We start from the raw sequence: 26,480 nt of genomic DNA, 5'->3' as shown, positions 1-26,480 counted from the left end.
TTACTTCGGCCAGTGGGAGAACAGCGAGAGCATCCGCTCGACCAGCTGCTCGCGTACGGTGTGCCATTCGGGGCTTCCGGCGCGGCGCGCGGCCGAGACCCGGTCGTACTCCCGACCGTCGACGTCGGGCAGACACGCGTACATCTGGAGCAGCGCCGAGCCGTCGTCGGTGGGCGCGGTGTCGGTGTCCGCGTGGAGTAGCGTCCTGATGTCCTCGGCACACATGGAGGCGTCGATCCCGGAGCCGGGGATGCTCTTGCTCATCTTCGGGAGGCCGCCGAGGCCCGGGATCATCTTGGTGTAGATGCCGGACAGCCGTTCCGCGGGCAGGCCCCAGCGTTCCGCGCCGCGCCGTGCGAGGGCGACGTACTTGTGCTCGTCGACCCCGAGGGAGACCAGGACGTGACGCCCTTCGCGGAGGAGGTGCACGAAGTCCGCGGCCATGAGCAACGTGGCCTGCTTCATGCCGTAGTTGAGGTGGTCGAAGACTCCGTGGTCGCGGTAGAGCCCGGCGAGGTCCTCCTCCGCCCAGTGGAAGTCGTCGTCATCCAGGTGGCGCGACAGCAGGAACGCGGTGGCCAGGACGTCGGTCTCGCCCTCCTGTCTGCGCAGCACACCGCGCTCGGCGTCGAACCCGAGGCCCAGGACGAACTCCTCGTACTTGTCGGCGAGTTTCCGCACGGAGTCCAGGGGTGTACGGCGTGCGTTGTAGGAGTCGAGATCGCCCAGCACGATCTGGACGTCGAGCCCGCACTGCTGCAGTTTGATCGCGCGCAGCAGCTGGAAGAGGGTGCCGGCGTGGGGCGGACCTCCGAGCCCGACCCCGGTGGTGACGATCGCGGGCTGCTCGCCCGCGACCGCTTCTGCGAACCCGCGCGCTCCCGTGTGGCACACCCACTTCGTGCGCAGGTCGTCGGGGCTCATCCCCGCGAGGGCGAAGTCGATGGTGCCGAGCCCCAGGCGTTCGTAGCGGTGCTGGTCGATGACGTTCTCGTAGTACGCGGTGTCGAACTTCATGCGATTCCTTCCAGCTGTGTCTGCTCGCGGAGGGCGAAGGCCCGGCGGACCAGCGGTTCGAAGCCGTCGGCCAGGAGGTCGCCGAGCACCTCGTTGCGAGGGGCCGCGACGCTGCCGAGGTCCGCTGTGACCGTTCCGTCGGCGAGGACCCAGACGCGGAACGGGTACGGGTCCTCCGGGGCACGCGTGGGCTGGGCGTAGATCTCCACCCCGTCGACCATGCCGCGTACGTCGTCCACGGCCCGTACGAAGTCGTCCGGCTCGAAGCCGTAGATCTCCGCCTTGCGCGTGCTGGCGCGGCCAATGGGTCGGTACTGGGAGATCAGCCAGTACTCGACGTCCGTCCCCTGGGTCACCCCGGCGATGAGCTGCGCCAGGCGGGGCAGTTCCTTCACGGAGCCGGCCGTGGTGAACGTGTTGAACGCGAGCGGCCGGTGGTCGGCGGTGAGGAACTCGACGTTGGACAGGAACCGTTCGAAGTACCCCTGTCCGCGGAACCAGTTGGCCAGCTCGGGGTTCGGGCCGTCGACTGCCAGGGAGTAGACGGTCACGTGGTCGCGGAGGCCGGCATAGCGTTCGCTCAGGAGCAGCCCGTTGGTGTGGAGGTTGGTCTCGAAGCCGATCTCGGTGGCGTGCCGGAGGGCGACCTCAAGGTGGTTGTCGTACGGCATCACGGGGTCGCCGCCGGTGAAGACGCACCGATGGGCCTCGGACTCGGAACGGACTCGGTCGATGACGCGGCGGACGGTGTCCGGGTCGGTCTGGACCCGGTTGCGTTCGCGGTAGCAGAAGCGGCACACACCCGGCGAGGTGCTGGTCGGTGCCAGGTCCCAGGCGTTGCAGTCGGTGTTGAGGACCAGGTGGACGATCGCGAGTTCGTCGTGCGTCAGCATGGGGTCTTCTCCTTGCTGCCGGGGTTGACCAGGAGGGCTGTCGGGGAGACGGGCCGCAGGAGCGAGCGGAGCTTGTCCGGGGCGCCGCCCGTGAGACGTACGAACTGCTGGAGTGTGTCCAGGGCCGCGCCCGCGTCGATGATGCTGAGCGCCTTGTCGATGCCGGACTGGATGGTGGGGACCACCTCGGACGTCAGCATGAGCAGGGCCGCGTTGAGGGCGACCGCGTTCCGCGCCTGGCTGGTGTCCTGGCCTGCCAGCACACGTATGGCTGCGGCGACGTTCTCCCGGGGGTCGTCGTGCTGGGTGACGGACATCAGGTCCTGCGGCATCGAGGTCGCGCCCTTGCGCACCTCGACGTTGAAGGTCAGGTCCTCGTCGCCGGCGTTGATCCGGCAGGCCCGCACGGTGCTTCCGGGTATCAGTTCGTCGACCTGGACCGCCTTGCCAAGACTGGAGTTGATGACCGTCACGTCTGGCAGGCCGAGCCTGGAGAGCAGCCGGGCGGACGCGCCAACCGCGGGGTGCGAGAGGCCGTATACGTAGGCGGCGCAGGTGACCGGGTTGAGGAGGGCCGGGAACGCCAGGCTGAGGGCGTGCACGGCCTGGAACCTGCCTCCATAGCGGCGGTCGAACTCGGGGACGCGGTTCTCGATGGAGAAGAACCCGAAGCCGACCTCCGCCGTGATGTCGACCATCTCCTGGTGCGGCACCGTGTCGCTCGTCGCCCCCACGAGGTCGATGAAGTCGCGGGACCCGGTCTTCGACGACGCACTGCGCGATCCGAGTTTCGCGACGTGTGCTCCCCCGGTGGCCGCCACCAGTGCGGCAGCGGTACTGAGGTTGATCGTCTTGAAGGTCTTCTTCCCGCTGCCCGTATAGCCGACGAATCGCATGCCCTCTGGCGGCTGGTGGAAGTCCCAGCTGTTTCGGTCCAGGGCCGTCGCGGCTCGGACCGCGGACTCGACTTCGTCCAGTCTCGGTCCCCGCAGGAGCAGTCCCGTCAGGACGCTTCCCAGCATGACGTCGCGCGTTTGGCCTTCCGGTAACGCGAGGATGCGCGTGATTCCGTCATGGATGTCCTGGGGTGGGATGTCGGCCGGCGAGTTGATCTTGTGGGCCAGTAATGGCGTTGTGACCGCCATGGCGTGGCTCCTTTCCATCAAGCGTTGGAAGTGAGCAGGACCTTGAAGGGGCGATGGCGGGCTTTGTTGTTCAGGGCCGCCAGTCCCTGCGGCAGTTCGCTGAGGGTGAATCGGTCTCGGGTCATCAGGGCGGCCCAGTCGCCGCCCTTGGCGATGATGTCGATGGCGTCTCGGAAGTCGTCGTGGCCGTCTGCGCGGCAGTACGAGAAGGAGCCGCGCAGGGTGATCGAGCGACGGAAGACGTCCCGCAGGGGGACCGAGAGAATGACGCGGGGCGCGTAGGCGTTCTGGACGAGAACCGTTCCGCCGTCACGAACGGCTGTCAGCGCCTGGCATATGGGGGAGTCACTGTGACCGGACGCGGCGTCCACGACGGCGTCGCACGCCGGCAGCTCGGCGGAGTGGAGAGTGATGTGCCGGTCGAGCACGTACCGCAGTTGATGCGACCGTGAGGGTTCCCTGACCAGTATGTGGACGTCCCACCCCGCCCCTGCCGCGCAGATGGCCGTGCACACCGCGAGGACACCGCCCCCGATGATGCCGAGCCGCCCCAGAGGCGCCCGGAGCCCGCAGCGGACTCCGTGCAAGGCCACCGCCATCGGATCAGCGAGGACTCCGTGCGCGGGATCGTGCAGATGGGGAAGCGGGATGATGCTGTCGCGGGGCACCCTCACGGAGTCGGCGAGACCTCCGGGAAGATCCCACCCGATGCGCCGGAGTCGTGGGCAGAGGTGCACATGGCCGCGGTCGCAGTAGTGGCACGAGCGGCAGGAGACCAGCGGATCGATTGCGACCCAGCCGCCCGTCTCCGTGTCGACGCCGACGATCTCGTGCCCGGGGTACCACGGTTCCGGCAACTGCCCTTGCCACGGGTGATTGAGCTTCGCGACATCGCTTCCGCATAATCCCGTGTAGCGCGTCTCGACAATCGTCGTATCGCGCGCCGGGGACATGCCGGCCGGAGCGGGGAGTCGGCAGAGGACGCCGTTCTCAACCGCCCACGCGTACGGGCCGCTCATCGCTTCCCCCATCTGTCCAGCAGGGAGGGGAGAGCTTCCACGTCGGGTATCGCCGTGCCGGACCAAACGGTCTCGCCGAACACGAGGCTGCTGGGCCCGCCCCGGCGTTCCACGCGCACGGCACGCATCCCGGCCCGCTCCGCGCCGGCCAGCTCGTCACCGCCGCCATCGCCGCAGTAGAGAACCTGATGCGGGGCGACACCGAGTTCTCGGAGGACCGCGCGGAAGAGCAGACGGTCGGGCTTCACCGCACCGGCCCGGCAGCTGAACACGGCAGTGTCGAAGTGCGACGCGAGATCGCTGCGGTTCCACGCCTCGGCGATGTCCGTGGACGCATCGCTGAGGACGGCCAGCCTGGCACCACCGCGCCGAAGCTGCTCCAGGGCCCGAAGGAGAGTCGCATCGGCCAGGAGACGGGTGCGGGCGAGCCGGGCCAGGAGCATCCCCAGCTCGTCCAGACAGGCCGCAGAGGCGTTGCAGCGGGTGACGAGGTGAGCCGCGACCTCGGTAGAGGACGTCAGCTGCCCGTCGTGCCTCGCCTGCCAACTGTCGGACAGTATCGACTCGGCGACCGACGGGGATACGCGCAGGATCTCGGCGAACTGGGCAGCGGCAGCCCTTCGTTCGACCGCACTCGGGGCTTCGACGAGCGTGCCGAAGAGATCGAGTATCACCGCGATCGGGCGTGGAGCCGGAGCAGCGGAACTCCGCTGGAGTGAAGTGCCAAGCATTACGTCGCCCACTGGGTGTGTGGCGGTCGACAGACTCGTCGACAAGGGGGTGCACGTCGGCCGATAGCGCATGGTGACGCCCCTCCGATCTCGTACGGATACTGGAGACCGAGGCGGGTAAACGACGACCGCGTCGGTGTGACCATGACACCGGCTCGGAGGTGTGCGGAGTATCACAAGCTGTTGCCGAAGCTGCTCATCAGCAGCTCATGGCCGGGCGCCCTGACTTTTCAACATCCGCTTACACACGGGTTCATGACAGGCAGACTTAGGCTCCGGATCATGACCAGGGATGGGCAGGCGGTAGGCGCGGTGAGTAAGAGTCGCCCAGGGTGGCGCCCGGACAAGTTGAGACAACAACGCGAAGCCCACGGCCTGACGCTCGAAGGCGCGGGCGAGCAGCTGCGCGAGGTGGCCCGAGCCGCTGGACTCACGGTGCCGGCCGCCAACTTTCAGACCCTGTGGCAGCACGAGCAGGGTGAGGTCTATCCCGGACCGCACTACCGACGCGCGTACTGCCTGCTGTACCGCGCGACCGAGCCTGAGCTGGGCTTCCGTAACGCTCTGCCCGACGAGGCCAGGAAGCTCAAGTTCACCGCGTCGAGCGAACCGCACAACGGCGCCCATGTCCTGGCTGTGGAACGGGCGTTGCACCAGCTGGCACCGAGCGCGGAGGCCGCGGACGGCCTGGGCGTCCAGCAGCGCATCATCGACGCCTGGAAGCGACGCCACACCGGGGGTGATCCCAACCGGCCGACGCTGATGATGGTCGGCGGCTACGCGGGCAGCGGGAAGTCGGAGTTCGCCCGCTTCGTATCGCAGCTCACCGGATGGCCCGTCCTCGACAAGGACCCGATCACGCGCCCGCTCGTCGAGCGCCTCCTTGTTGAAATGGGCAGTGAGCCCAATGACCGGCACACCGACCTCTACCGGGAGAAGGTCCGCCCGCTGGAGTACCAGTGCCTGCTGGAGACCGCGTACGCGAACATCGACTGCGCGATCAGCACCGTACTTTCCGCGCCCTTCATCGCCGAGGCCACCGACCCTCGGTGGATGCGGCGCCTGATCAACCGCTGCGAAGCGCGTGGCGTCACCGTCGCTGTTGTCTGGATTCAGTGCGACCTCGACACGATGCACGAGTACATCAGCTTCCGGTCCGCCGCCCGGGACAGCTGGAAAGTCCAGAACTGGGACACGTATGCCACCGGGATCGATCTTGAGCTGCGGCCTGTCGTGCCACACATGGTTGTCGACAACCGGCTCGGCGCCGCGATTTCGCTCACGGACCAGGTGCGCCAGGTTTTCGGGACGGTGTTCCCGTGAGGCAGGGCATCCTCCTGTACGGGCCGCCGGCGGTAGGCAAGGACACGATCACGGCGGCACTCACCGAACTCGATGCGCGGTACGTGCCGTTCACCCGGCTGAAGATCGGGAACGGGAAGACCAAGGGCTACCGGATGGGCACACCAGAGCAGCTGGCCGCCCTGGAGGCACGCGGCGACGTCATCTACCGCAACGACCGGTACGGCAACATTTACGCCGTCGACCGGCCCGGCCTCGACCAGGCCATGGAGGGCGGCAGGACCCCCGTCGTCCACCTCGGTCAGATGGTGGGGATGGAGCAAGTGACCGCCCGCTTCCCGGCGCACTGGGTGCGCGTGCTGCTGTGGTGCTCCAAGGAGACGACAGCCCGACGCTCACCGCAGCGGGGGGACACCGACACGGCCGCTCGGCTGGCCGCGTGGGACGCCACCCAGGCCGATCTTGCGGCTCACCCGCAGGCGCAGTGGGAGTTGCGCGTAGACACGGATACGACGGCACCCCGCGAAGCCGCACAGAGGATCGACGACATCGTCCGCGCCACGTCACCTCGCTCCTGACGGCCAGGACGTCAGCGACCCAGCGGATGCGACCTGCTCAACTCGGGTTGTCCAAGTCCCGTTCGAAGCGCAGGGCTTCCAGCGCCTCGGCGATATCCAGTCGCTCGTCTTTGTTGCCGTCCCACCGAGCGAGCGTCGCCGCGGCGGCGTGCATGAGGGAGTCCGGCAGCCCGGCGTCGGCGAGCAGAGCCGCCGCGTCCTCAAGCTCCGGGCCCCAACGCCAGGCGCGGGCAGCGGTCTTGGGGATGTAGTCGGTCTCCACGAGGTAGCTGCGGGTGCGCTTGGCTGCGATCTCCAGCAGCTCATCCTCGACACCGTACGTTTCGGCCGCTCCGTACGCCACGGCGGCCAGCACGCGGGAGACCTTCTGGTAGCTGGAGTACGCGAGCTTGAGTGCGGAGGCTTTGCCGATGCTGTCGCCCAGGACGCGGGTCCGCACATCGGTGCCCGCGAAGAGTTCGGCGATCCGGTCGGCCTGCTTGCCGGGGCCGGACAGATAGAGCGTCGGGGACTTGCCGCCCACGGGAGGCGATCCGACCACCGCAGCATCGATGACCGGCATCGGGGCCAGGCGGTCGGCGATACTCACCACGCGCGACGGCGAGACGGCGTTCGCTTCAACATAGATCGTGCCCGCGCCGGCCATGCCGAGCTCGGCTACCTGGGCGGCAGTCTCCTCCGCGGCGGCGGGAGGGCACAGGGAGAGCAGCACGTCGGAGCGGGAGACGAGCTCGGGCAGTGCCTCGGATTCGAGGCCCGCCTGCTCGGCCCGGCGACGGGTTGTGTCGCTGCGTCCCTCGGGGCACCACAGCACGATATGGCCGCGGGCGCGCAGCTGGGCGCCGAAGGCGGATCCCATGCTGCCGGGGTGCAGCAGCCCGACGGTATCTGTCATGCCGTGGCCCTCATGTGGTTTGGGGAGTGCAGAAGCAGCAGGTTAATGGCAGCGCGTGCATGCGGCACCGTGTGGTCCGGGCGGGGATCGTCCAGCGGCCAGGAGTGGGCGTTGCCGATCCAGATGGTGCGCAGCCCCGCAGAGCGTCCGCCGCCGATGTCGTTGACCGGGTTGTCGCCGACCATCCAGCCGCCGTCGCCCAGCACGGTGCCGCAGCCGGCCGCGGCCAGGGCGAAGTGACGGGCCTGTGGTTTGCGTGCGTCGGCGTCCTCGGAGACGAACACGCCGTCCACGCGCTTGGAGATACCGGTGGCCAGCATCTTGGCGCGCTGGATGTCCGCCGCACCGTTGGTGGCCACCCCCACTCGCCAGCCGGCCGCCCGCAGCTCGTCCAAGCCGTCGAGGACCTCGGCCGGGCACGACATCAAGGCCGCGATGTTGGTGCGGTATGCGCGCCACAACTCCGCAGTCGACATGGGCAGCCGGTACCGGGTGCGGATCGCGTCAAAGGTGGACGGATAGGCCCGCTCGGCCACCATGCCCAGGACGTACGCCTGCTCCTCGCCCTCCAGACCGTGCCGGGCGGTGAACTCGGCGACCCAGTCGGTGAGCGTCCCCCGTCGGTCTACGAGTGTGTTGTCGAGGTCGAAGAGAGCCAGGAGGGGTTGCACATCCCGCACCCTATTGCCTGGGAGTCAGCGTTGTGAGCGGCCCCAGCCTTCGGGCAGTGCCCCGCCGCAGGGTAGATGTCAAAGCTTCGGTACGACGGAGAAGGGAAGCTGCGCCGCCCACTCGGCGAGTGCCCCGGCCGCCCTCTCTTGCAAGTCCCCCGACACCGGCACCTCTGCGAGGAGAGTGCGCTCCTTGTTTGGCAGCGCCAACTCCCGGTAGAACTGCAAGTCCTCGAAGCCGTTGATCCCGGCATCGTGGCTTGTGGCGGCGTAGACGAGCCGGGGGATCCTTGCCCAGTAACAGGCAACCAGGCACATCGGGCAGGGCTCACTGCTCGAATACATGACGCCGTCTTCCATGATGTGGCGGCCAAGAGCCTGGCCCGCCGCACGCAGTGCCATCACCTCCGCGTGCGCGGTCGGGTCATGAAGTTCAACGACGGAGCTCGTACCCGTCCCGACCACGTCTTGGCCGATGACGACGAGGGCACCGAAGGGCGTCTTGCCCTCGTCCTCCAGAGCATGTCGCGAGACGGCGATGGCCTGTTCGAGAAATGCGCGGTCTTGAGGGTCGTCCTGGGCGTATGGCAACCGAATCCCTCTCCTCACATGTGGACCGAGGGATCACCGTCGCTGTACGGCCCCGATAGATCCACGTCATAGCTGGTCAGGAGTGTCGTAGTTCCTGTGATGCCGATGGTTCGCAGCGCCAGGTCGGCATTCTGCGGGCTTGACCAGCGGCCGTTCTCCTGTAACTCGACCATATCCGGTAAGGGGGCTTCGGCCTGATCACCACGGATGATTAGCCGGTGCACCTGTGGGGCGGGGCCGGACGCCAGTGCGCTGGCGGCTGCGAGCCGATAATGCCATTCGTCGAACGTCCTCAGTATGTGGTCGGCGTCTGCCCCTGCGCTCGTGGACGCGGGGATGTTGTGAAGTATCACTCTGGTGATGTGCAGCGAGGCACCGTGTCTCAACTGGGCTGTTATCAGGGCTTCGTCGATCTCATTGCGGAGGTCCAGCCGCTGGGGCCGCAGCCAGTCGACGCCGCACTGGACGACGACGGCGGCACCGACGCCAGGTAACAGAAGTCGGGCGATGCGATGGCGCCACAGCTCGGGGCTCATGTGCCCATCCGGGTGTGGGTGCCGACCAATTGCAATACGCCAAGGCCGGTGACGATGACATCGCACGGGTCTTGCGCGCTGCCCACTTGGGGCAGTGTTCGCGCGGCGAGAGTGGCCGCGGCTTTGAGCGTGAGAGTCGGCAGGCTGGTGAGAAAGCTCCGGAGCTCGTTGTTCGGTTCGCCGGGCGCAAGCGGAGCCAGACGGCAAGCGATGGCAAGGACCATCGCGGCTGGCCGTTCCTCGGGCTCGATGCGGGGCACGGGGCTGGGCAGCGGGCTCGCCGCAGTGCGGATCTGTATCTCTTTCCAAGGCGAACCGGGGGGATCAGTACGGGTCATGAGGGCGAGCAGTACCTCGTGGGCCTGCTTGGCCGTCGTGAACCAGCGATGCGTGGCGAACGTACGCAGATACGCCCCGAGGAGCTGAGGGTCAGGAGTGAATTCCGGGCGGGTGAGCGCGGGTGGGTGTACCAGACGGGCGTCGCGCAGGGTGGAGATGGCACCGACAGAGACGAGAGACCAGAAGCGGTCGTACCCGGCAACGGATCCGAAAGCCTGTCTCGCGGCGTCCGGCGCGTCGCCGGTGGCGGGGTCGGCATCTCCGTACAGGGTTTCTCTCATCTGGCCGAGGATGGACGCGCCGTCCCAGTAATTGCCCATGAACTTCCGGCCGGTGAGGAACTGATAGAGCCCGTAGAAGGCGTTGGCCTGATGAGCACCGTGAAACTCGCAGAAGTCCCTGGCCCAGAGCAGCACACCGACCGGATCCTTCAGTACCGAGGCGACGTCGTCCGGGCTGGTCACGGTCTTGGGATCGGGATCGACGCGGAGGAGGATGCGGAGTCGGCAGTCGATGGACGTGGCGACCAGCTCGCGCGCGGCACGGCTGGATGCGATGCCGCGTACGGACATCAGCATTGACGTGCTTCCGAGCCAGGCGAGATACCGGCTTGCGGCGCCCAGCGCCGCCGCCGAATCGGCGAGATCGCGCGACTGGCTGAGGACGGAGTCGATCAGCGAGTTGGCGCAGCCGGTGACGACGACGGGATCGGCACCGCGCACCAGCGCCGCGCGTGTCAGGCGGTGCAGCACCTCCAGGTGCAGGGCGACCGCGTTCTCATTGGCGGGTGCGGATACGCGCGCATCGACCAGCTGGCCCACCAAATTCCTTATTCCGGTCGGGTCGTTGCTGCTGATGGCCTGGTCGAGCGTGCCCAGGTACGCAGCGACAACGGGATCGTCGCTGAGCTCCTGGTCGAACCGGAGCTCGTGGTTGCGAAGACCGGTCAGGCCGTCGGCGAGAGTCTGCCGCAGCAGACGGTTACGGCCGCCGACGCTGGCGAGGCCGAAGAGCCGGATGAAGGAGAAGACCCCGAGGAGATTGGCGAAAAGGAACAGGAGCGCGCCGCAGGTCGCGCTGACCTCGCTCTGCCAGAGCAGCCCGCAGGCCGTGAACATCGCGGCGATCCACCCGACCAGCACCCACTCACGGAAGGCGATATGGCTGTCGATGGTGCGCAGTGAAGGCCAGGAACTGGCGGCCGAGAAGGTGAGCGCGAAGATCACGGCTTCGCCGGTGAGCAGTGTCGCGAAGAAGGCGACGGAGAACTGGGACGCGTTGACGACATCGTCCTTGTTGACGGGATGACGCCACGCGATGAAGGCCAGCGCCAGCGCGCATAGGCTGAGAGCTGCCCGCCGCCCCGCATGGCTCATGCCCGTCCTGCCCCCTGAGACCCAGCCCTGATGTCGATCAACTGTGGCAGGGGGCGGTCGAGTTGCCAAGGTGGTGTCAGGCCAGTCGGTCGCCTCGCAGAGCGCTGACGAAGGCCGCCCAGGGGTGGGCCTGGAATGCGATCAGGGGACCATGCGGGACTTTGGAGTCCCGCACCGGAGATGCACCTCCGAACTGGTCGAGTAGAAGCCTAGAGAACTCCTATTCGCCCAGGTCAGAGTCATCTCCACTTTCATGTCCAGGCTCGAGATCAGGCGGATTCGGTGGCGCCCAGGAAGTCGTCGGCGATGGCGTCCATCAGGATCTCGTCACAGGAACGGCCAAGCCAGTAGCCGGCCTGTCGCAGGCGGCCAGCGGACTGGAACCCAGCCTTCTGATAGGCCGTCACACCTGCCACGTTGTCCGCCAGGACCTTGAGCCACACCATGCGCAGCGCGGCGTACTCGAATGCCCAGCGGAGTGTCAGAGCGGTGGCCTCGGTGGCCAAGCCCTTCCCTCGGGATTCGGGCGCGATGAGGATGACGAACTCAGCGCTCCGTACTGCCGAGTCGATCTGCAAGGTGGTGAGCCCGACCGGGGTGTTGTCATTGGTGGTGATCACCTCGAACTGGGCGTAGTCGCGGTTGCGGCCCTGGCCCTCCCAGCCGCCGGCGCGGACCTCCCAAGGCTGGGCTACCTGGGTGCCGTAGCCGAGGATCGTGGCGGGGTCGTTCTCCCACCGGTGGTAGTCGGGGAGGTGGTCACGGTTGGTCATCGCCAGGCTGACACGTTCACCGGGCAGCAGGATGTGCGGGGCACTCATCGCGGTTCGGCTCCAGATGGGTTGGATGTGTTGATCGGGGTGTAGTCGTCAGTGTGCCCGGGTTCCTCCACCGGGCGTCCGTGTTCGTCGCAGATCCAGGCGTGAAGCCGGATCGGGTCGGCAGCGACGCCATGGCGCCACGCATTGCCCCGGCCACCGAGCGCGAGGAGCAGGGAAGCCGCGGTGGACTCTTCGAGGCAGGCGATCCGGGCTGGAATGGCGCGCGCGGCCCAGCGGACGGAGCGCACTGCGATGCGGGCGTGAGCGGTGCTGGTCGGAGGAAGACCGCCGCCGACCTCGGCGAGGTGGGCCAGGCGCCCGAACCGGTGCTTTGCGCGGCCTGTTTGGCGGACGCCGAGCGTAATGGCCACGCAAGCCAGCGCGGCCACCCGCCAAGACCAGGGCGGGGCGTCGGGGGTTTCGAGCCGAGCCGCCGTCTCGTGAGTTCCCCAGGACGCGTTAGGGGTGGTGACTGCTACCGGTTCGGGTGCCTTGCTCTGCTGGACGGCGGACAGCCATTCGTCCAGGGCACCCCCCGTGAGGACTACGGTCGTACCAGTGCGGTAGTTGACGACGATTCCGGCGCGGTCGGTGACGGCGGTCCGGGTTTCTGCAGTGGGAACGGGAATCACGCGGCCCTCTCCTCCCAGGTGATCCGATGTTCGGCTGTGTCGGCGGCCCGGAGCCATAGTTCCGCCCCGAGGGCGGGTTCGAGTCGGCCCCAAGGGACGTCGACTCCGAGGACGGCGCGGCGTAGCGTCGCGCGGACCGTTGCCGGGTTGATGAGCCCGAGGTCTGCCAGGTGCCCGTCTGCCAAGTCGAGTGCGCGCTTCAGGTTGGCCCGTAGCCCGTGGTGGTGGTCGACGGCGAACATGCCCTTGGCGCCCCGGCGGAGGACGGGCAGGGGCAGCAGGCCGGCTACGACGTCAGAGAGCAGTGGTTTGTACCGGCGAGCGGACCAGCGGTCGGCGGCCGGGGCCGCCAAGGCAGCCTCCACGACGCGGGTATCCGTGAACGGGTTGTGCATCTCGATGCCGTGCGCAGCGGCGAGCTGGTTTTCCGTCGCGGCTGTACGTCCGACGTACCGGGCTTCGGTCAGTAAGGCACGGTCCGCATGCCCCATCGCGAGCGTGTCGGGGTAGGCCGCTGTGACGGATGCTGCCAGCTCCATCGCGTAGTCGGTCATCAGCGGCATGGGCCCGGGGGCGGCGGCCAGCGTGCGGGGCCGTCGCAACGCCGCCGCAAGGAGAGGCCAAGGACTTTGGCGGTAGAGACGAGCCCAGGTCTGCGAGTCTCCCGCCAGCCGCAACCACCGGCCCGAACGGATCAGGTCTGCGAGGTGGACCGGCGGGGGCATGAACAGGTTGTCCCCACCGTCGCCGGTCAGGTGGACGACAGCCCCGCAGTCGGCGAGAAACCGCAGTTGCGCGGTGAACTGCGCGATGGTGATGGCGGACGGCGCGGGCTCATCCGTGAGCGGTAAGGCATCGAGGTCGCTGAACGGAAGGTGCGAGTCGTTCAGGGCCATGAACTCATGCCGGATCGCGGGGTAGGCACGCGCCACCAGACGCGCGTGGTCGACATCGCCGCCCGCCTTGATCCCCTCGGGGTGGTAGGTAACGCCGGTCACCGGCCCGCAGCGGGCAGCCAGCGCCGCAAGGGTGCTGGAATCCAAGCCGCCGGACAGATCGGAAGAGACCGGCCGCCCAACAACCCGGACGCGGACACCCTCCGCCAGGTCCTCGCGCAACCGGTTCACCGTTTCTTCTCTCGTGAGGGCGGATGGCGTCCAGAACGGCACAGGCACAGGCTCTGCCCCGAGGCCGGCGGTGAGCCGGTGGCCGGGCGCCAGCTGTTCGACGCAGGACCAGGCAGAGAATCCTGGAGTCCATCCCGTGGGGTCCGCGAGGTGGGCAGCCATCCATCCGGCATCCGGCCGCGCTCCGCACAGGGCAGCCAACGCCAGCGAGCTTGATGACCACACCGTCGACCCGTTGAAGGAGCAGGTGTAGAGCGCACATGCCCCCGCAGGGTCTGCCCAGACCGTCACTGCGCCACGGCCGTCGTCGTAGGCCAAGGTGTACGCGCCCGCCCAGGCCGTTGCCGCTGAATCGAGCGAGCGCGAGTCTCCGATGCGGGCCAGCCGGGCAAGCTCGGCATCTGTGGCACTACAGGGCCCGAAGACAGCCAGCCGTCTCCCGTCGGGGCCGTCCGCCAGCCGCACCGGGGTACCGGCGGACCACACCGGTGGGTCTTGCCAGAGAATCCGTGCGCTGACGGGGAACGCCGGCTTGGGGGCTGTCTTGAGGTAGCCGCCGAACCAGCCCATGTGATCACCTCCACGAAAAGGGGCGCGGCGGCACCCCGGACAGAGTGCCGCCGCTGGTGTGTCAGGCGGAGTACGGGGAGCGCTTGTTCTCCACGCTCTCGCTGGTGCTGCCCTTCGTGAGGGTCGCCGCGTCGCCGAGCGTCACGACCTCCTCGTCCTGCTCGGGGTCGCTTGCGATGGTGATCTTCTCCATTGCTGTTCACCTTCCTTGCTGGCTGATGATCGCAGCGGGGGATTTCCCGTTGCGCTGGTGCGACCTCCCGGGTCCGGTTTTCGACATCGGAACAGGGAGGGGCTTAGGGGTGCTGAGCGGTTAAGAATGGCGCGGATGCCAGCGGCGTGACCACGTCCGGCCCAACGCGGAGGAGCGCGACGGTCTGAGCGAGGGACCGGTACGCCAAGGCAGCCTGTTCTTCGGCCGCGAGTCGGTAGACGTAGTGGGCGGGGACGAGGTCGATGTCCTGCGTCCGACGGCGATCGAGCCAGAGGAGCAGACGCCAGGCAAGAACCGGCCCGCTGAACGGCAATCGGGTCACGAGATCGACCGGAATGCGTCCGGGCGATACGCCCCCGTACAGCAGGTCGCGTACGAGGTGGAAAACAACGTCGGTGTTGTCGAGGACGGCCGGTCCGCAGGCGCTCGCCTCCCAGTCGACGACGTGCAGACTCTCGTCGTCGAAGAGAGGTGCTCGGGCTTGAGATCGCCATGCAGGTGAACGACCGGATGGGAATCGATCGGCTGGAGGACCTCGCTCAGTACCGCCCACCAGGGCAGCCGCCGGCAGCGAGGAGAGAACTGATCCAGCAGGAACCGGCGCGGGGAAACGGGACTGGCTCGCCGCGCTCCCCAGCCGGAGCCGGGAGTGGCACCAGCAGTAGGCCGGTGCAGTCTGCCGCTCACAGCCACGACGTGACCGACGTACTCCTCCATCGCCTTGTGCGTGCTTACCAAGCACGGCGTCCCACCCACCGTCCGGAACGGCGTCCAAGACCCGGCCTCACCGTTTCCCGTGGCCAGAACGGCCGGGACCGAGACACCCTGCAAGGCAGCGCGCTCGACCGTCGCAACCTCGCGCTGGCGCCGACCTTCGGGGGCAATGCCCACGTAGACCTTCAGCAAGGCACTGCCGTCCGTGGCGAACCGCGTTCTGGAGTACGGCTTGAGGGCTGCCGGGCCGAACGGACCGAGCTCCTGCTCGATCCACGACTCCGTCATCTTCGTGCTGCGCACCCTCCACACCTCCAATCCGTATCAGCGGGCCGTGCCCTACTCTCTTTTGAGAAATAGGACCGATCGCCAACTCCAGCCGAGGCGGATGGAGTTGACCACATTGCCCGGCGGCTTTCCCGGTCTACTGCGACAGTAGGCACGGCACTCCGCAGTACCCCGGAAAAACCTTCCGGGGTCTATTCCGGCCACGAGGCGATGCTCAGGACATGCGAGGGATGACAGAGAACCTGACCATCGGCGAGCGGGTCGCCTGGTACCGGCGCCGACGCGGTCTTTCCCAAGAAGTCCTGGCCGGCCTCGTCGGACGGACCACGGACTGGCTGAGCAAAGCGGAGAACAATCGGATCGAGCTCGACCGGCTCTCGGTGATCACCTCACTCGCCGAAGCCCTCGACGTCTCCCTCGGAGACCTGCTCGCCGAACAGACCCTCATGGAGTGGTCGAACGACAGCGGCCGCCGCACGGTCCCCATCCTGCGCGAAGCCCTCATGGACTACAAGCAGCTCACTTCCCTGCTGGGACCCCGACCCGACGACGAACCGCCCACCCTGGAGGACCTCCGGGCCAACGTGAGGGAAGTCCTCGATGCCTATCAGGTATCGCGGTACGGCTTTGCCACCCGACGGCTTCCCCTCGTCCTGGCCGATGCTCTTGCCGCATCCCGCGTGTACTCAGGGCGCGAAGGGGAGGAAGCCCATGCCCAGCTCGCCCTGGCCTACCACGGTGCGGCCATGGTGCTGGGCAAGGTCGGGGAGTCGGAACTAGCGTGGATCGCCGCCGACCGTGGCTTGGCGGCCGCGCAACAAAGCGGCCAGAACACGGTGACGGGCTCGCTCTTCCGGGCGGTCACACACTGTCTGATGGCCACCGGCCGCTTCGCCTCGGCGATCCAGTTGGTGAACGATGCGGCAGCCGTGATGCAGCCCAGCCTGGGCACCGCGAACGACGAGTACCTCTCGGTCTACGGCACGCTCTTCCTCGCCGGTGCCATGGCGGCCGCCCGAGCGGAGGACCGGGCGACGACGCAGACCTTCCTCCGGGAAGCCGACGAAGCCGCGCAGCGGTTGGGTGCCGACGCCAACCACCTGTGGACGGCTTTCGGCCCGACCAACGTGGCCATCCACTGCGTCGCCACCGCCGGAGAGCTCGGAGACATCCAGATAGCCGCGGACCTCGGGCAACGCATCGACACCAGCGGCTTGCCGGTGGAACGGCGCGTGAGGCACAGCCTGGAAGTCGCCCGAGCACTCAGCGCCTGGAACCGGACCGATGAAGCCCTGGCCACCCTGCTGGACGCCGAACAGGCTGCCCCCGAGCAGGTGCGCCACCACTACCTGAGCCGGGAACTGGTCATCGGCTGGATCCGAGGTACCCGAGGCCGCCCGTCCCAGCCCGTGGCAGACCTGGCACGCAGGCTTGGCATCGTCGGCGGTTAGAGTCCGTCCCGTGAGCGAGAACGAGCACGAGGCGAAGATGGCCCACCCGCGTATGGCAGCCGGCGCACTCTTCTTCGACGACGCCGACCGAGTCCTGCTCGTCGAACCCTCGTACAAGGAGTACCGCGACATCCCCGGCGGATACGTCGAGCGAGGGGAGTCTCCGCGACAAGCGTGCGTGCGCGAAGTCCACGAGGAGCTGGGCATCAAGCCCCGCATCGGCCGGCTGCTCGTCGTGGACTGGGCGCCGAATCCGGGAGAGGGAGACAAGGTCCTCTATCTTTTCGACGGAGGCCGCCTCACCGCGGATGAATGCCGACACATCTCACTACAGGCCAATGAGCTCCGCGGCTACGCCTTCCACGACGCCGGAGAGTTGCCGGAACTCACCATCCCTCGCCTCGTACGCCGCATCACCGCTGGCATCGAGGCCCGCGCCAACGGCGTGACTGCCTACCTGGAACAGGGAACGACGCCGGAGGCAGCTCACTAACCGGGCACGCTGCGCGCGCGGAGGACCGGAAGCTGGGGCAGCCGGTCGAGCGGGCCCCTCGCGAACGGCTGGAGAGTCACCACCGAGACCGTGTTAGTCGCCCCTATTGGAGGGGACTATCCCGCTCCGCTAGGGAAACTGGTGCCGACGGAGTCAACCGGAACCGCTGGCGAATATCGTGAACGTCCGCAAGTGTTGAGACCATGGGCAAGCACCGCCGACCCGGACCGCCGAACTAGCCATCTTGGGTCACCCTGCCGGTTGACCCGGTCGACTCGCAGCCCAGTGCCGATGACATCGAGCGGATGATCGCCGTACGAATGCAACGGCAGGCATCCGACAGGTGGGGCGTGATCCTCCGGGCCGACTCCAAGGTGGTCTGGTGCGAGGTGGCCACGGACCTGACTGGCCCGAACGGACACGCCGGCGGCCCCCGGGTGGCACACGCCGAGGAGTACCTCTCGCTCTACGCCACAGCCCGCCACCCGCGACCGTCCAGCTCTGGTCGCTTGAGCCTGGCGGTTACGGAGGAGGCGGCGATCGATCTGATCGCGGACTTGCTCCACTGGCTCCGGGCTCATGGGTGCGATGCGGACGAGGCGCTGGATCGGGCCCAGATGCACTTCGAGGAGGAACTTGGGACTGGGTGACGAGCGACAGGCCGACAGGAATCTCGATGACGTTGATGCACTGCTCGGCGCTGGCCTCGGTGACGAGGTGCCGGAGTGGAGGGCGTACTTCGACGCCGCCGAGCACGCCGGTGCCCGCATCGTTTTCCGCCCGCTACCTCGCAGCACTCCGGGGACTCGCACACGCCGGTACGTACTTCGATAATGCGCTGAAACTGCGGACGTCAGGCTTCGACCGCGTTCGCGTCATAGATCGCATCGGGCTCGCCGCAACTTTCTTCGCCGAGGGGCGAAGCCGCGCAGTCCGCAGAAGCAGCCCAACATACGCTTGACGACGGGCTGTGTTGACTCGGCCTTCGTGGCATCCCGGCTGAACACCTTGCTCGTTGCCGCTGGCCCCTACCGGACCAGGGTGTAGACGAGGTGTGGGTCCGGGCGAAGGATCTTGTCGCCGCGCAACGGGCCACGATCGCCGCCTGAGAGCATCCGAGTCCACAGATATTCAACGGGGCACGCATCACGGCCAGAAAGTCGGTGCGCGGGGCGGACATACCCGACAGGGCCGCTGCGGCGGTGGGGAGTGGCAGCCAGCGTAGGCGGTTGCTGTACTTCGCTGCTGTACGCCGGGCAGCTGTCTCTACTGGTTCGGCGGTGTTACTCGTTGAATTCGCCGTCTTTGTCTTCGCTCTCGCTTTCCGCGTCGTTCTTGCTGGGCTTCCGAGTCTTCGGAGTCTGGGTGGAGACCCCCTCAAGCTGGTAGTAACGCCGGGCGCTGGGGTACTTCGAGGGGCTGTCGTCGTACATGATCACCCAGCCGAGCAGAGCGCAGATTTGCCACTTGTCAGGGAGGTGCTGCGCGACGAAGTGAAACGCTTCGTCTACAGTCATCTCCCCTTCGGGGACGGTGACCATCAGCTCCTTGAAGGCTGCCGAGTGCTTGAAGCGGAAGTTGAACGGTATGCCGCGCTTGATCTCCCACAGCACATCGTGCAGTGACTGGACGCCCGGCGTAAGCACCTTCACCTTGCGGGAAAGGTCGATGGGAAACTCAAGATCGAAGTGATTACTCTTGATCACGGTCCGATCGCGATTGCGCCCAGGGTCATTATTGCCGAAGCCGCGATTGTTCCAGACGATCTCTCCGGTCTTGAGGTGCTCTTTGATCAGCATTTTTTCGGGAGAGACCGAGGAAAGGTCCTCTTCGACGAACAAGCACTTGAACGACATCTCGTCAATGGAAATGCCCTCTCGGCCAGACAGCTTATAGAGGTGATTCCCAAGCCGCTCGGGCAGCGGCTCGTCGGCCTTTCCCACGTAGGTGAGTTGGCGCTTCTTGCCGGGCTCCTGACGGAACAGCTGGTACACCCCAGACTTGCTGGGAAGGCCGAGCCTTTCGGCCTGTGGGGCGAGGGCGTCGAGGTTCTCTTGCGTGAGGGGCGCGGGCTCCAGACGGGACAGGGCCACGTACAGCTGTGTGCTCAGCGCCTCGGTGATGCTGAGCCGGAACTGATTGCTGTACCCGTCGACCATGTGAGCGCCTCGTCCCCTATATGAAACTCCTGATCGCGGTCACCCTATCTGGTGCGACTGGGGGACATGCGAGGCAAGTTGCGGGATGCGGCACCATGATCGCATACTCCGCGGTATGCTTCTCTCATGCTTGAGCTGCGAGAAGAACGCCAAGAGGTGGGGACGTGTGTCGAGCTGTTCGCCGGCGGCGGGGGGCTCGCGATGGCTGTGCACGCTGCGGGCTTCCGCCCGCTCTTGGTGAATGAGTACGCCAAGCGGGCGTGCGAGTCGCTGAAGAACAACCCGCCGGACCCCGACGAGCCGAAGAAGCGTTGGCCGCTCGTCCCCGGCGACGTGCGTGACGTCGACTTCACCGACCTTGTGACGGACGAGGTCGACGTCCTTGCCGGTGGACCGCCGTGCCAGCCGTTCAGCCTGGGAGGCGTCCATAAGGGCATGGAAGACGAGCGGAACATGTTTCCGCAGATGTTCCGCGCCATTCGGGAGATGAGGCCGAAGGCGGTCATCTGCGAGAACGTGCGCGGTCTGCTTCGACCGTCTTTCAAACCCTACTTCAAGTACATCTTGAACGAGATGCGTCTGCCGTTCGTGGAGCGCGACAAGGAAGCGACGTGGGAAGACCACAACGAAATCCTTGAGAAGCTGATCGCCAACGACTCGGTTGAACTGTCGGAGCGATACGTGGTCAAGGAGATGGAGGTCAACGCGGCTGACTACGGCGTACCTCAGATCCGGAATCGAGTGATCGTTGTCGCGTTCCGCGCCGACCTCGGCGTCGATTGGGAGGAGTTCATGCCCAAGGAGACGCACTCCGAGGAATCAATGATCCACTCCATGCGCGAAGGCGGACCCTACTGGACGGAGCGGCACAAGAAGGTGACCGCCGATGTTCGCAAGCGCGTGATCGCCAACCTTCCTGAACTCAACTACGAGAACGAGAAGGTCAAGGAGAAACTGAAGTTGGAGCCATGGCGCACGCTGCGCGACGCCATCGCGGGAATCGACGAGAACGAGGGGAAGCCGCTTCCGTACGTTACGGCAGCCGCTGTCAAGGACAAGCTCCCAGTGGGCGACATCGCCGACCACATTGGGTGGCCTGGAGCTCGAACGTATGCCGGGCACACCCCGAACGTGCTGGATCGGCCCGCGAAGACCGTGAAGGCGGGTGTGCATGGCGTGCCGGGCGGAGAATCCGTCATGCAGCTCGACAACGTCAACTTTGTCAACGCCGGTGGCGGAAACGGATACCGATACATGACCGTACGTGAGACCGCGCGAGTCATGACGTTCCCGGACCGTTGGGTTCTCGACGGACCGCGGGGAGAGAAAATGCGGCAGTTGGGCAATGCCGTGCCCGTCAAGCTCGGGACGGCCTTCTCGAAGGCTGTCGCCAACGCTCTCAACTCGGTTGGGGCTCTGGGGAACCCGGAGAAGCAGAAGTGACCGAAGCCGCGAGCGATCGGCAGAGGAGTTGGAAGGATCGGATGCCTCCCGATCGGGCTTGGAAGCCGAGAGCGGGGATGAGCCGAGAGGCCCGAGCGGCTGAGCAGGACCGGGCCGCCGGCGGCCGCCTCACGCGCGCGGTCGACATCGGAGAGGGCCGATACGCGCGCGCGTCCATCGCGCTGCGCCTGTACCGCAGCACCCGCCGCATCCGCGCCTACCTACGGTGGTCACAAGAGGGTGAGACACAGGAACGGTATGTCGGCGAGGTGGACGCCGCGACTCGCGCCGCGAACCTGACGCAGGCATGGGAGGTAGCTCACGCCGCCGGATACGTGACCACCGAAACCGTTCCCCCCGACTCGTGGGCGTCCTCCCCCGCTTCCCGAGCGGTCATGTCCGCCAACAAGGCGCGGGACACGAAGCCCGAAAAGCTGCTGCGGTCCGTTCTGCACAGACAGGGACTGCGATACCGCGTGGGAGTCAGACCGCTCCCCGACCTCCGACGGACCGCCGACGTGGTGTTCACCAAGGCTCGCGTGGCTGTCTTCGTCGATGGCTGCTACTGGCACGGCTGCCCGGAACACCACCGGCCCGCCAAGAAGGGTGCGGCGTTCTGGCAGGAGAAGATCGCCGGAAATCGAGCTCGCGACGCCGAGACCAACGAGGCGCTGCGCAACGCGGGGTGGCTCGTCATCCGAGTATGGGAACACGAAGACCCGGAGAGAGCAGCCCAAGAGGTGTCCATGGCAGTGCGGTCAAGACAGAACGCGAGCGTAGAACAGAGTTGAATCCCGCTGACTCATGGCGATTCTTGAAAACGACCAGGGCGCTCTTCGCTCCCCAGTCGGTTGCTGTGGTCCTGACCATGCCGTTCTTGCCTGGCTGAGGGATTCAAAGTCGCGGCGTGCTCCGCAGGATCGCCGACACTGGTCGGCTGGGGGGAACTCGACCCAGCCAGGCCCGTGGCGGAACGTCAGTCACAGGCACTGCAACGATGCAAGGGACAGCCGACGCCACCCAGCACCGTGTACCAGTCGCAGGATCGCTACGAGCTGGCATTCCTCGGAGAATGGCCGGTCAACGAGTTCACGTTTCCGGCCGGTTGAGCTCGTTGACCCGCAGGGATGCGAGGAAGCCTGCCCAGGCACGGCTGTCGAATGAGATTCGGGGTCCGTGCGGGTTCTTGCTGTCTCGTACGGCCGCGCCATCCAGCACGGCGGCAGCCTCGACACACTCGCTGGTGCCGGCCCCGCTGTACGAGGACTTGAACCAGGCCTCGGCCGGAATCTCAGGGGTACAGCTCTGCATCACATCTCCTCAAGTACACGCTCGATCATGGCTGATGAGGCAGCCATGTCCAACGCCTTTGCGCGAAGGTACCCGAACGCAAGTCGGTATCGGTCCAGTTCTTCCTCCTTCTCCATGAAGAGCGAGCCGCGGTGAAGGTCGACGTACACGACGTCCAGGCTGGGCTCCGCGCCCCCAAGGATCACGAAGCTGCCCATCGCCGCAGAGTGTGCCCCCTGGGCAAAGGGCAGCACCTGGAGTGTGATCTCCGGCGACTCATTGGCTCGGAGCAGGTGCCTGAACTGCTCCTTCATCACCTCTCGCGAACCGACAACGCGCCGGAGCACGGACTCGTCGAGGATCGCCCAGAGATGCAGTGGCTTGGCTCGAGTGAGGATCTCCTGGCGCTTCAGTCGGATGTCAACGAGGCGTTCGATCTCCTCTGGCGGCTGTCGCATCTCTGAAGCGTGCTGTACGGCCTCCGTGTAGCTCCGGGTCTGCAAGAGACCAGGCACGTAAAGGCAGTTGAAGTGATCTTCGCGAACAGCCTCGTCCTCAAGGGTGAGCAGAAGGTTCATCGTCTCCGGGATTGAGTCGGCGAATGAACTCCACCACCCTTGCCGCTTCGCGTCCTTGGCCAATGCGACGACGGCCGTGCGCTCAGCATCACTTGCTCCGTACTCACGGCAAAGGGCGTCGATGACCGGCCACTTGACCGGGCCTTCGGTCGTCTCATACCGGCTGACCGTGGCTTTGGACACCCCAACAAGTTGACCTGCTGCCTCCAAAGTCATGCCCTTGCGGGCACGCAGCTTGCGCATCGTCGCACCGAGGTGGCGTCGGCGGGTCGTGACCCTCGCTGACATGCGGATTCCTTCCATTCACGCCGGAATGCTGGCCCGGAGGCCTCAATGAGGCTAGGCCGAGATCTCGTTGACGCTCCACCAGATTCACTCGATCGGGACTCATGAGAAGTTACATCGCGAGACTTCTCAATGCCATACTGCCATCGAATCGCTACGCAGTGCAGTCGCATGGATGCGGCAGGCGCAGCGCTGCTGTGGCGCAGGAGGGAGTGCGGCCATGTGCGGCAAGGAAGTCACCACCACTCGATCCCGATCCAGGCTCCGCTGCGTTCTGCCCTTTGAGGCGGAGCCAGCCGGCGTATGTGTTCTCCGCCGGTTCGTCAGGGACCAGCTCACGCAATGGGGCATTGGCGCCCTTGTTGATGAGGTGCAGCTGGCGGTTACTGAGCTCGCCACTAACGTGATCCAACATGTCGGTCCTGGGGCTGCGGCAACTCTTGTCATGGAGCCTGGGGAAGCCAGGCTCCGCGTAGAGCTCCACGATCAGAGCCATGTGGTGCCGACGTTTATGGATCCGGAGTGTGGTGCCGAGTGCGGTCGCGGGCTGCGTCTGCTGGCTGGGATGTCCGTGGGCTGGGGCACGATCGTGACCGCGACGGGCAAGGCGGTGTGGTGCGAGTTCGCACTGGGAACCGACAGGCAGTGCGTTCGGATCCAGCGCGCTGCGGCAGCGCTGGAGGGCTACCTGTTGGCTGTTGACAGCCCCGGGCACCCCAGCGTCGGCCGCCTGCCGGTCTTGGAGAACTCGGCGACCGAACTGATCTCGGACATGCTGCACTGGTTGGCCGCTCAGGGCGGCGACCCGGAAGCGATCTTGGAGCAGGCCCAGATGCATTTCGAGGCCGAGGCCGCCTGATGCCGTTCCGGCTCCATGCCGCCGTTGGCCTATGTCGTGTTGACGGGCTGGGCGGTCTCTTCTCCTTCTCCGCCCGCACAGCAGCTGGAGCCGGACGTTCTCTTTCTGCTGAGCGTTCTATCCGGCGGTGTCTGGTAGGTCGGGCGAGCTGGTGTCGGCGACCAGCTCAGCCAGCTGCATGAGGTACTCGAACTGCGATATGCGGCCCGTGACGCGAACGAAGTAGGCGCGCTCCCCGCACTGGAAGATCTCGCGGCGCTTCACCTTGGTGACGTCGTAGTCGTCTGTGTTTCACCTTCCGCAGTAGGGCTGTCAGCGCTTCCTCCGTGCTTCCCTCGAACTCAGCAAGGGTGCGAACGGCGGCTGCCTCCGCCCCGACTCCGCCTATCGGGCTAGCGATCACTATCCATCGCGTCATGTCGGCCTCTCACCTCTTGGTCTGGGTTGCCTGAGCGGGCGATCTTGGCACGAGCGCACACATTGCGCCCAGTCTTTCGGAACGCCACTGTCGAGAGCGCAGCGGTCTGTGGCGAGATCGACGCAGCCGGTTCGTGGCCAATGGCTCCACGCCCGTGGACTATGCGCCGGCCCCGGACCACCAGGGCGTCAGCGAGTGAAGAAGCCCGGCACTTGGCCGTCCGGTGTCCCGACGAGGGCTGCCCGGTCGAGCAGGATGTTGTTGTTCTCGCAGCTCGTCTCGGGGAGCAGCAGACAGGCATGGCAGGCGGCGACGTTCAGGCTGTCCGCGCCGCTTGCCTCTGACTCCATGCACAGGGGGTCGTTCGAGCACCAGCTCGCTCTGTGCAGGGCAGCCCGGAGGGAGGCTTCGAGACGGCCCGGCTCACCCTGGGCGACGACACCGCCGAGACTGCCGGCGGAGTCGCTGGTGGCCGTGTAGACGAGTACTCCCGCCATGTCTTCCTCGCCGTAGATCCGCTCGCGTAGGGAGGCGGCCGGGTAGCCGCCGTCCAGGCTCCATTCGTTGATCAGTATGTGTGCCAAGGCATGCAGAAGGAGGAAGCGGGGCGTAGCGGGCGAGGGCGGAACCGGCTTGTCCGAGTCGCCAATACGTGCCGACAGCAGCCTCTCGTGATTCTCACGAATCCGGGCGGCGCGAGCGACCTGTCCCGGTTCCTGCTCCCAGACTCGCAGCCGCTCCGGGTCGAGACGAACGAACACACCTTCCCCGCTCACTTCGAAAGCCGGTAGCCAACTCGGCCGGTCCAGCGAGATCGCGGCCTCGCGCAGTGGGGAGTCCGCCGGGCTCGGTTCCTCCACGCGCCGGAACGACTGCAGTGCCCGCACCTCGCGCAGTCGCTTGACCAGCATCACCTGAACCAGGCCATGGGACGAGCGCAGAGCGTCGATCGGGGTGGTGGGGGGCTCGCAGACGAACTCCTGCTCCTGGTCCGCGACCTCGGGGTGCGGCGTGGACAGGCTCTTGTACTCGCCCTCGTAGATGTCCTGCCGGTAGTTGCGGGCCCGCTTGGAGATCTCCGTAACATCGGCCGGCGCCATCGCGGCGGCCTCGGCCGCACGCCTCCGCTCAACCTCGGCCACCACGTCGTCCTCGGTGTACTCCGGGTGGTGACGCAGCAGTTTCTGCATGCGCACGTACGCCTTGATGGAGGCGGCGTCCTCATCTTTGAAGATTTCGTAGTACGGCGCGACGAGCTTGGCGATGCCCTGGCTCCACGGAGGGATGGAAAGAGCCGAGTACATGACCGGGAACCACACCGAGGAGGAACCGCGCTGGAGGGTGCGCGGTGGCTCCTGGCAGCTCTCGGCCGGAGCGTCCTTGAGCCAGGGGCGACGGCCAGCGCACCGGATGCCTAGGTCTCTGAGAGCCTGCCGTCGGAACGACCCCTCCATGGACACCTCCTCCACCCCACAACTGCAACCGATCAACACGGCACGCAGTGATGCGGTCGAGCCGTCGGCTCGGAACGTCAGTTGCCCCCCGCAGGCCCCGGTTGTCGTCCGGTTGCCCCGATGGACCCACTTCCAGTAGGGGAAGTCCTCCAGATGGCCGTGCGTGCACGCGATCACGAAACGGGACGGGACCAGATTCTCCTGACAGGTCGAGCACTCGGCGCGACCGGCGGGCGAGTTGAACTTGCGGAAGGGCTGCAGCTGATGGCAATGGGGGCATGAGTACATCTCCGGGAAGCGCACTGCCCGTACGCCGTCCCGGGCCTTGTCGGCATCGGGTGCCGGTGGCATCCGGAAGCCGGAGACGCCCAACTGCCAGGCCAGACGGGGCTCCGAAATGACGGGAGCCTCGGAGATGTCCCACGAGTCGATGCCGCGAACGAGGAAGGACTCGTTCTCCACCGCGATCATGGCTCCAACGCCGTACGTCGTGATGAGTTGCGCCCGGCGGATCTCTCCGAGCTTGCGGACGGTACGTGCCGGTGCCGACGGGAGACCGCGGCGACGGGTGCGGGGCGGGACGGGGCTCAT

At 66.6% G+C, this 26,480-nt stretch carries 29 protein-coding genes and 1 pseudogene; 9 read left to right on the top strand and 21 right to left on the bottom strand.

Features of this window, described 5'->3' with window-relative positions; translation table 11 throughout:
• Genes ACIHCQ_RS25315 through ACIHCQ_RS25295 form a run of 5 tightly spaced genes read right to left on the bottom strand, consistent with a single transcriptional unit; the run spans position 1 to position 4,748 of the window.
• The gene (locus tag ACIHCQ_RS25315) at positions 1-1,017 is read right to left on the bottom strand and encodes a hypothetical protein (protein WP_399666495.1); all 1,017 of its coding nucleotides are present in this window, start codon (positions 1,015-1,017) and stop codon (positions 1-3) included.
• Entirely contained in the window at positions 1,014-1,910 is an 897-nt protein-coding gene (locus ACIHCQ_RS25310; RefSeq protein ID WP_399666491.1) for a radical SAM protein, read from the bottom strand. The genes ACIHCQ_RS25315 and ACIHCQ_RS25310 overlap by 4 nt, the downstream gene beginning before the upstream one ends.
• Positions 1,904-3,055 (bottom strand): hypothetical protein, encoded by a 1,152-nt coding sequence (locus ACIHCQ_RS25305; protein ID WP_399666488.1) that lies wholly within the window; start codon positions 3,053-3,055, stop codon positions 1,904-1,906. The genes ACIHCQ_RS25310 and ACIHCQ_RS25305 overlap by 7 nt, the downstream gene beginning before the upstream one ends.
• Positions 3,056-3,072: 17 nt before the next feature.
• A complete protein-coding gene (locus tag ACIHCQ_RS25300; protein WP_399666485.1) occupies positions 3,073-4,074 on the bottom strand; it encodes an alcohol dehydrogenase catalytic domain-containing protein in 1,002 nt (333 codons plus the stop codon).
• Complete coding sequence (locus ACIHCQ_RS25295; RefSeq protein ID WP_399666482.1) at positions 4,071-4,748, bottom strand: HAD family hydrolase; 678 nt, start codon at positions 4,746-4,748, stop codon at positions 4,071-4,073. The genes ACIHCQ_RS25300 and ACIHCQ_RS25295 overlap by 4 nt, the downstream gene beginning before the upstream one ends.
• 339 nt (positions 4,749-5,087) lie before the next feature.
• Between ACIHCQ_RS25295 and ACIHCQ_RS25290 the strand changes: the two genes are divergently transcribed.
• Positions 5,088-6,128 carry an AAA family ATPase gene (locus ACIHCQ_RS25290; protein WP_399666479.1) on the top strand — a complete coding sequence of 347 codons (1,041 nt, stop codon included), beginning with the start codon at positions 5,088-5,090 and terminating at the stop codon, positions 6,126-6,128.
• On the top strand, positions 6,125-6,685 hold the full coding sequence (locus tag ACIHCQ_RS25285) for a guanylate kinase (protein ID WP_399666476.1): 561 nt from the start codon (positions 6,125-6,127) through the stop codon (positions 6,683-6,685). The genes ACIHCQ_RS25290 and ACIHCQ_RS25285 overlap by 4 nt, the downstream gene beginning before the upstream one ends.
• Before the next feature lie 37 nt (positions 6,686-6,722).
• On the opposite strand, the gene ACIHCQ_RS25280 is transcribed toward ACIHCQ_RS25285, so the two are convergent.
• The 11 genes from ACIHCQ_RS25280 to ACIHCQ_RS25230 all read right to left on the bottom strand — a co-directional run bounded on the left by ACIHCQ_RS25280 (position 6,723) and on the right by ACIHCQ_RS25230 (position 15,459).
• Entirely contained in the window at positions 6,723-7,580 is an 858-nt protein-coding gene (locus tag ACIHCQ_RS25280; protein WP_399666473.1) for a DUF1932 domain-containing protein, read from the bottom strand.
• Positions 7,577-8,251 (bottom strand): HAD family hydrolase, encoded by a 675-nt coding sequence (locus ACIHCQ_RS25275; RefSeq protein WP_399666471.1) that lies wholly within the window; start codon positions 8,249-8,251, stop codon positions 7,577-7,579. Before ACIHCQ_RS25275 ends, ACIHCQ_RS25280 begins: the two co-directional genes overlap by 4 nt.
• A 78-nt stretch (positions 8,252-8,329) precedes the next feature.
• Positions 8,330-8,842, bottom strand: a complete 513-nt coding sequence (locus tag ACIHCQ_RS25270) for a nucleoside deaminase (protein WP_399666468.1) — start codon at positions 8,840-8,842, stop codon at positions 8,330-8,332.
• 14 nt (positions 8,843-8,856) lie between these two features.
• On the bottom strand, positions 8,857-9,378 hold the full coding sequence (locus tag ACIHCQ_RS25265) for a hypothetical protein (RefSeq protein ID WP_399666465.1): 522 nt from the start codon (positions 9,376-9,378) through the stop codon (positions 8,857-8,859).
• The gene (locus ACIHCQ_RS25260; RefSeq protein WP_399666462.1) at positions 9,375-11,093 is read right to left on the bottom strand and encodes a hypothetical protein; all 1,719 of its coding nucleotides are present in this window, start codon (positions 11,091-11,093) and stop codon (positions 9,375-9,377) included. Before ACIHCQ_RS25260 ends, ACIHCQ_RS25265 begins: the two co-directional genes overlap by 4 nt.
• Before the next feature lie 76 nt (positions 11,094-11,169).
• Positions 11,170-11,268 carry a DUF397 domain-containing protein gene (locus ACIHCQ_RS25255; RefSeq protein WP_399666459.1) on the bottom strand — a complete coding sequence of 33 codons (99 nt, stop codon included), beginning with the start codon at positions 11,266-11,268 and terminating at the stop codon, positions 11,170-11,172.
• A gap of 94 nt (positions 11,269-11,362) precedes the next feature.
• The gene (locus ACIHCQ_RS25250) at positions 11,363-11,914 is read right to left on the bottom strand and encodes a GNAT family N-acetyltransferase (protein ID WP_399666456.1); all 552 of its coding nucleotides are present in this window, start codon (positions 11,912-11,914) and stop codon (positions 11,363-11,365) included.
• Entirely contained in the window at positions 11,911-12,546 is a 636-nt protein-coding gene (locus ACIHCQ_RS25245) for a lasso peptide biosynthesis B2 protein (RefSeq protein WP_399666453.1), read from the bottom strand. Before ACIHCQ_RS25245 ends, ACIHCQ_RS25250 begins: the two co-directional genes overlap by 4 nt.
• Entirely contained in the window at positions 12,543-14,243 is a 1,701-nt protein-coding gene (locus ACIHCQ_RS25240; RefSeq protein WP_399666451.1) for an albusnodin/ikarugamycin family macrolactam cyclase, read from the bottom strand. The genes ACIHCQ_RS25245 and ACIHCQ_RS25240 overlap by 4 nt, the downstream gene beginning before the upstream one ends.
• 61 nt (positions 14,244-14,304) lie before the next feature.
• The gene (locus tag ACIHCQ_RS25235) at positions 14,305-14,436 is read right to left on the bottom strand and encodes an albusnodin family lasso peptide (RefSeq protein WP_399666449.1); all 132 of its coding nucleotides are present in this window, start codon (positions 14,434-14,436) and stop codon (positions 14,305-14,307) included.
• A 339-nt stretch (positions 14,437-14,775) separates the two neighbouring features.
• Positions 14,776-15,459, bottom strand: coding sequence for a phosphotransferase (locus ACIHCQ_RS25230; protein ID WP_399666446.1), 684 nt, complete (start codon positions 15,457-15,459; stop codon positions 14,776-14,778).
• Positions 15,460-15,689: 230 nt separating this feature from the next.
• On the opposite strand from ACIHCQ_RS25230, the gene ACIHCQ_RS25225 reads away from it, so the two are divergent.
• From ACIHCQ_RS25225 to ACIHCQ_RS25215, 3 genes are all read left to right on the top strand, one after another.
• Positions 15,690-16,910: a helix-turn-helix domain-containing protein gene (locus ACIHCQ_RS25225; RefSeq protein WP_399666443.1), complete on the top strand. Its 1,221-nt coding sequence runs from the start codon at positions 15,690-15,692 to the stop codon at positions 16,908-16,910.
• A gap of 10 nt (positions 16,911-16,920) precedes the next feature.
• Positions 16,921-17,403, top strand: a complete 483-nt coding sequence (locus tag ACIHCQ_RS25220; RefSeq protein ID WP_399666440.1) for an NUDIX domain-containing protein — start codon at positions 16,921-16,923, stop codon at positions 17,401-17,403.
• 350 nt (positions 17,404-17,753) lie between these two features.
• Complete coding sequence (locus ACIHCQ_RS25215; protein ID WP_399666438.1) at positions 17,754-18,053, top strand: hypothetical protein; 300 nt, start codon at positions 17,754-17,756, stop codon at positions 18,051-18,053.
• Between the two features lie 633 nt (positions 18,054-18,686).
• Here the strand turns inward: ACIHCQ_RS25215 and ACIHCQ_RS25210 are convergent.
• Positions 18,687-19,562, bottom strand: a complete 876-nt coding sequence (locus ACIHCQ_RS25210) for a GIY-YIG nuclease family protein (protein WP_399666435.1) — start codon at positions 19,560-19,562, stop codon at positions 18,687-18,689.
• Positions 19,563-19,688: 126 nt separating this feature from the next.
• Here ACIHCQ_RS25210 and ACIHCQ_RS25205 point away from each other — a divergent pair, with 126 nt between their 5' ends.
• Together ACIHCQ_RS25205 and ACIHCQ_RS25200 are read left to right on the top strand one after the other, a co-directional pair.
• Positions 19,689-21,005, top strand: coding sequence for a DNA cytosine methyltransferase (locus tag ACIHCQ_RS25205; protein WP_399666432.1), 1,317 nt, complete (start codon positions 19,689-19,691; stop codon positions 21,003-21,005).
• 77 nt (positions 21,006-21,082) lie between these two features.
• On the top strand, positions 21,083-21,796 hold the full coding sequence (locus tag ACIHCQ_RS25200) for a very short patch repair endonuclease (protein ID WP_399666430.1): 714 nt from the start codon (positions 21,083-21,085) through the stop codon (positions 21,794-21,796).
• A gap of 298 nt (positions 21,797-22,094) precedes the next feature.
• Here the strand turns inward: ACIHCQ_RS25200 and ACIHCQ_RS25195 are convergent, their stop codons facing one another.
• Both ACIHCQ_RS25195 and ACIHCQ_RS25190 read right to left on the bottom strand, forming a co-directional pair.
• On the bottom strand, positions 22,095-22,316 hold the full coding sequence (locus tag ACIHCQ_RS25195; protein ID WP_399666427.1) for a DUF397 domain-containing protein: 222 nt from the start codon (positions 22,314-22,316) through the stop codon (positions 22,095-22,097).
• The gene (locus ACIHCQ_RS25190; RefSeq protein ID WP_399666424.1) at positions 22,316-23,161 is read right to left on the bottom strand and encodes a helix-turn-helix domain-containing protein; all 846 of its coding nucleotides are present in this window, start codon (positions 23,159-23,161) and stop codon (positions 22,316-22,318) included. The genes ACIHCQ_RS25195 and ACIHCQ_RS25190 overlap by 1 nt, the downstream gene beginning before the upstream one ends.
• 172 nt (positions 23,162-23,333) lie before the next feature.
• On the opposite strand from ACIHCQ_RS25190, the pseudogene ACIHCQ_RS25185 reads away from it, so the two are divergent.
• Together ACIHCQ_RS25185 and ACIHCQ_RS25180 are read left to right on the top strand one after the other, a co-directional pair.
• A pseudogene (locus ACIHCQ_RS25185) lies at positions 23,334-23,669 on the top strand (ATP-binding protein); the annotation flags it as partial.
• 54 nt (positions 23,670-23,723) lie between these two features.
• Complete coding sequence (locus ACIHCQ_RS25180) at positions 23,724-24,017, top strand: hypothetical protein (RefSeq protein WP_399666916.1); 294 nt, start codon at positions 23,724-23,726, stop codon at positions 24,015-24,017.
• Between the two features lie 117 nt (positions 24,018-24,134).
• Here the strand turns inward: ACIHCQ_RS25180 and ACIHCQ_RS25175 are convergent, their stop codons facing one another.
• Entirely contained in the window at positions 24,135-24,281 is a 147-nt protein-coding gene (locus ACIHCQ_RS25175; protein ID WP_399666421.1) for a hypothetical protein, read from the bottom strand.
• A gap of 342 nt (positions 24,282-24,623) precedes the next feature.
• Complete coding sequence (gene drmB, locus ACIHCQ_RS25170) at positions 24,624-26,480, bottom strand: DrmB family protein (RefSeq protein WP_399666418.1); 1,857 nt, start codon at positions 26,478-26,480, stop codon at positions 24,624-24,626.

Source organism: Streptomyces sp. NPDC052236 (assembly GCF_044548015.1).
GTDB lineage: Bacteria > Actinomycetota > Actinomycetes > Streptomycetales > Streptomycetaceae > Streptomyces.
The sequence above is the reverse complement of the archived record's forward strand: the minus strand, read 5'-3'. Positions and strand labels throughout refer to the sequence as shown.

Coding starts and splice junctions, on each gene's coding strand:
- ACIHCQ_RS25280 (WP_399666473.1), bottom strand. CDS start 7,580: ATGACAGATACCGTCGGGCTGCTGCACCCCGGCAGCATGGGATCCGCC.
- ACIHCQ_RS25195 (WP_399666427.1), bottom strand. CDS start 22,316: ATGCAGAGCTGTACCCCTGAGATTCCGGCCGAGGCCTGGTTCAAGTCC.
- ACIHCQ_RS25240 (WP_399666451.1), bottom strand. CDS start 14,243: ATGGGCTGGTTCGGCGGCTACCTCAAGACAGCCCCCAAGCCGGCGTTC.
- ACIHCQ_RS25265 (WP_399666465.1), bottom strand. CDS start 9,378: ATGAGCCCCGAGCTGTGGCGCCATCGCATCGCCCGACTTCTGTTACCT.
- ACIHCQ_RS25250 (WP_399666456.1), bottom strand. CDS start 11,914: ATGAGTGCCCCGCACATCCTGCTGCCCGGTGAACGTGTCAGCCTGGCG.
- ACIHCQ_RS25235 (WP_399666449.1), bottom strand. CDS start 14,436: ATGGAGAAGATCACCATCGCAAGCGACCCCGAGCAGGACGAGGAGGTC.
- ACIHCQ_RS25210 (WP_399666435.1), bottom strand. CDS start 19,562: ATGGTCGACGGGTACAGCAATCAGTTCCGGCTCAGCATCACCGAGGCG.
- ACIHCQ_RS25190 (WP_399666424.1), bottom strand. CDS start 23,161: ATGTCAGCGAGGGTCACGACCCGCCGACGCCACCTCGGTGCGACGATG.
- ACIHCQ_RS25260 (WP_399666462.1), bottom strand. CDS start 11,093: ATGAGCCATGCGGGGCGGCGGGCAGCTCTCAGCCTATGCGCGCTGGCG.
- ACIHCQ_RS25305 (WP_399666488.1), bottom strand. CDS start 3,055: ATGGCGGTCACAACGCCATTACTGGCCCACAAGATCAACTCGCCGGCC.
- ACIHCQ_RS25200 (WP_399666430.1), top strand. CDS start 21,083: ATGAGCCGAGAGGCCCGAGCGGCTGAGCAGGACCGGGCCGCCGGCGGC.
- drmB (WP_399666418.1), bottom strand. CDS start 26,480: ATGAGCCCCGTCCCGCCCCGCACCCGTCGCCGCGGTCTCCCGTCGGCA.
- ACIHCQ_RS25290 (WP_399666479.1), top strand. CDS start 5,088: ATGACCAGGGATGGGCAGGCGGTAGGCGCGGTGAGTAAGAGTCGCCCA.
- ACIHCQ_RS25310 (WP_399666491.1), bottom strand. CDS start 1,910: ATGCTGACGCACGACGAACTCGCGATCGTCCACCTGGTCCTCAACACC.
- ACIHCQ_RS25230 (WP_399666446.1), bottom strand. CDS start 15,459: ATGACGGAGTCGTGGATCGAGCAGGAGCTCGGTCCGTTCGGCCCGGCA.
- ACIHCQ_RS25315 (WP_399666495.1), bottom strand. CDS start 1,017: ATGAAGTTCGACACCGCGTACTACGAGAACGTCATCGACCAGCACCGC.
- ACIHCQ_RS25205 (WP_399666432.1), top strand. CDS start 19,689: ATGCTTGAGCTGCGAGAAGAACGCCAAGAGGTGGGGACGTGTGTCGAG.
- ACIHCQ_RS25225 (WP_399666443.1), top strand. CDS start 15,690: ATGACAGAGAACCTGACCATCGGCGAGCGGGTCGCCTGGTACCGGCGC.
- ACIHCQ_RS25180 (WP_399666916.1), top strand. CDS start 23,724: ATGTCCGTGGGCTGGGGCACGATCGTGACCGCGACGGGCAAGGCGGTG.
- ACIHCQ_RS25300 (WP_399666485.1), bottom strand. CDS start 4,074: ATGAGCGGCCCGTACGCGTGGGCGGTTGAGAACGGCGTCCTCTGCCGA.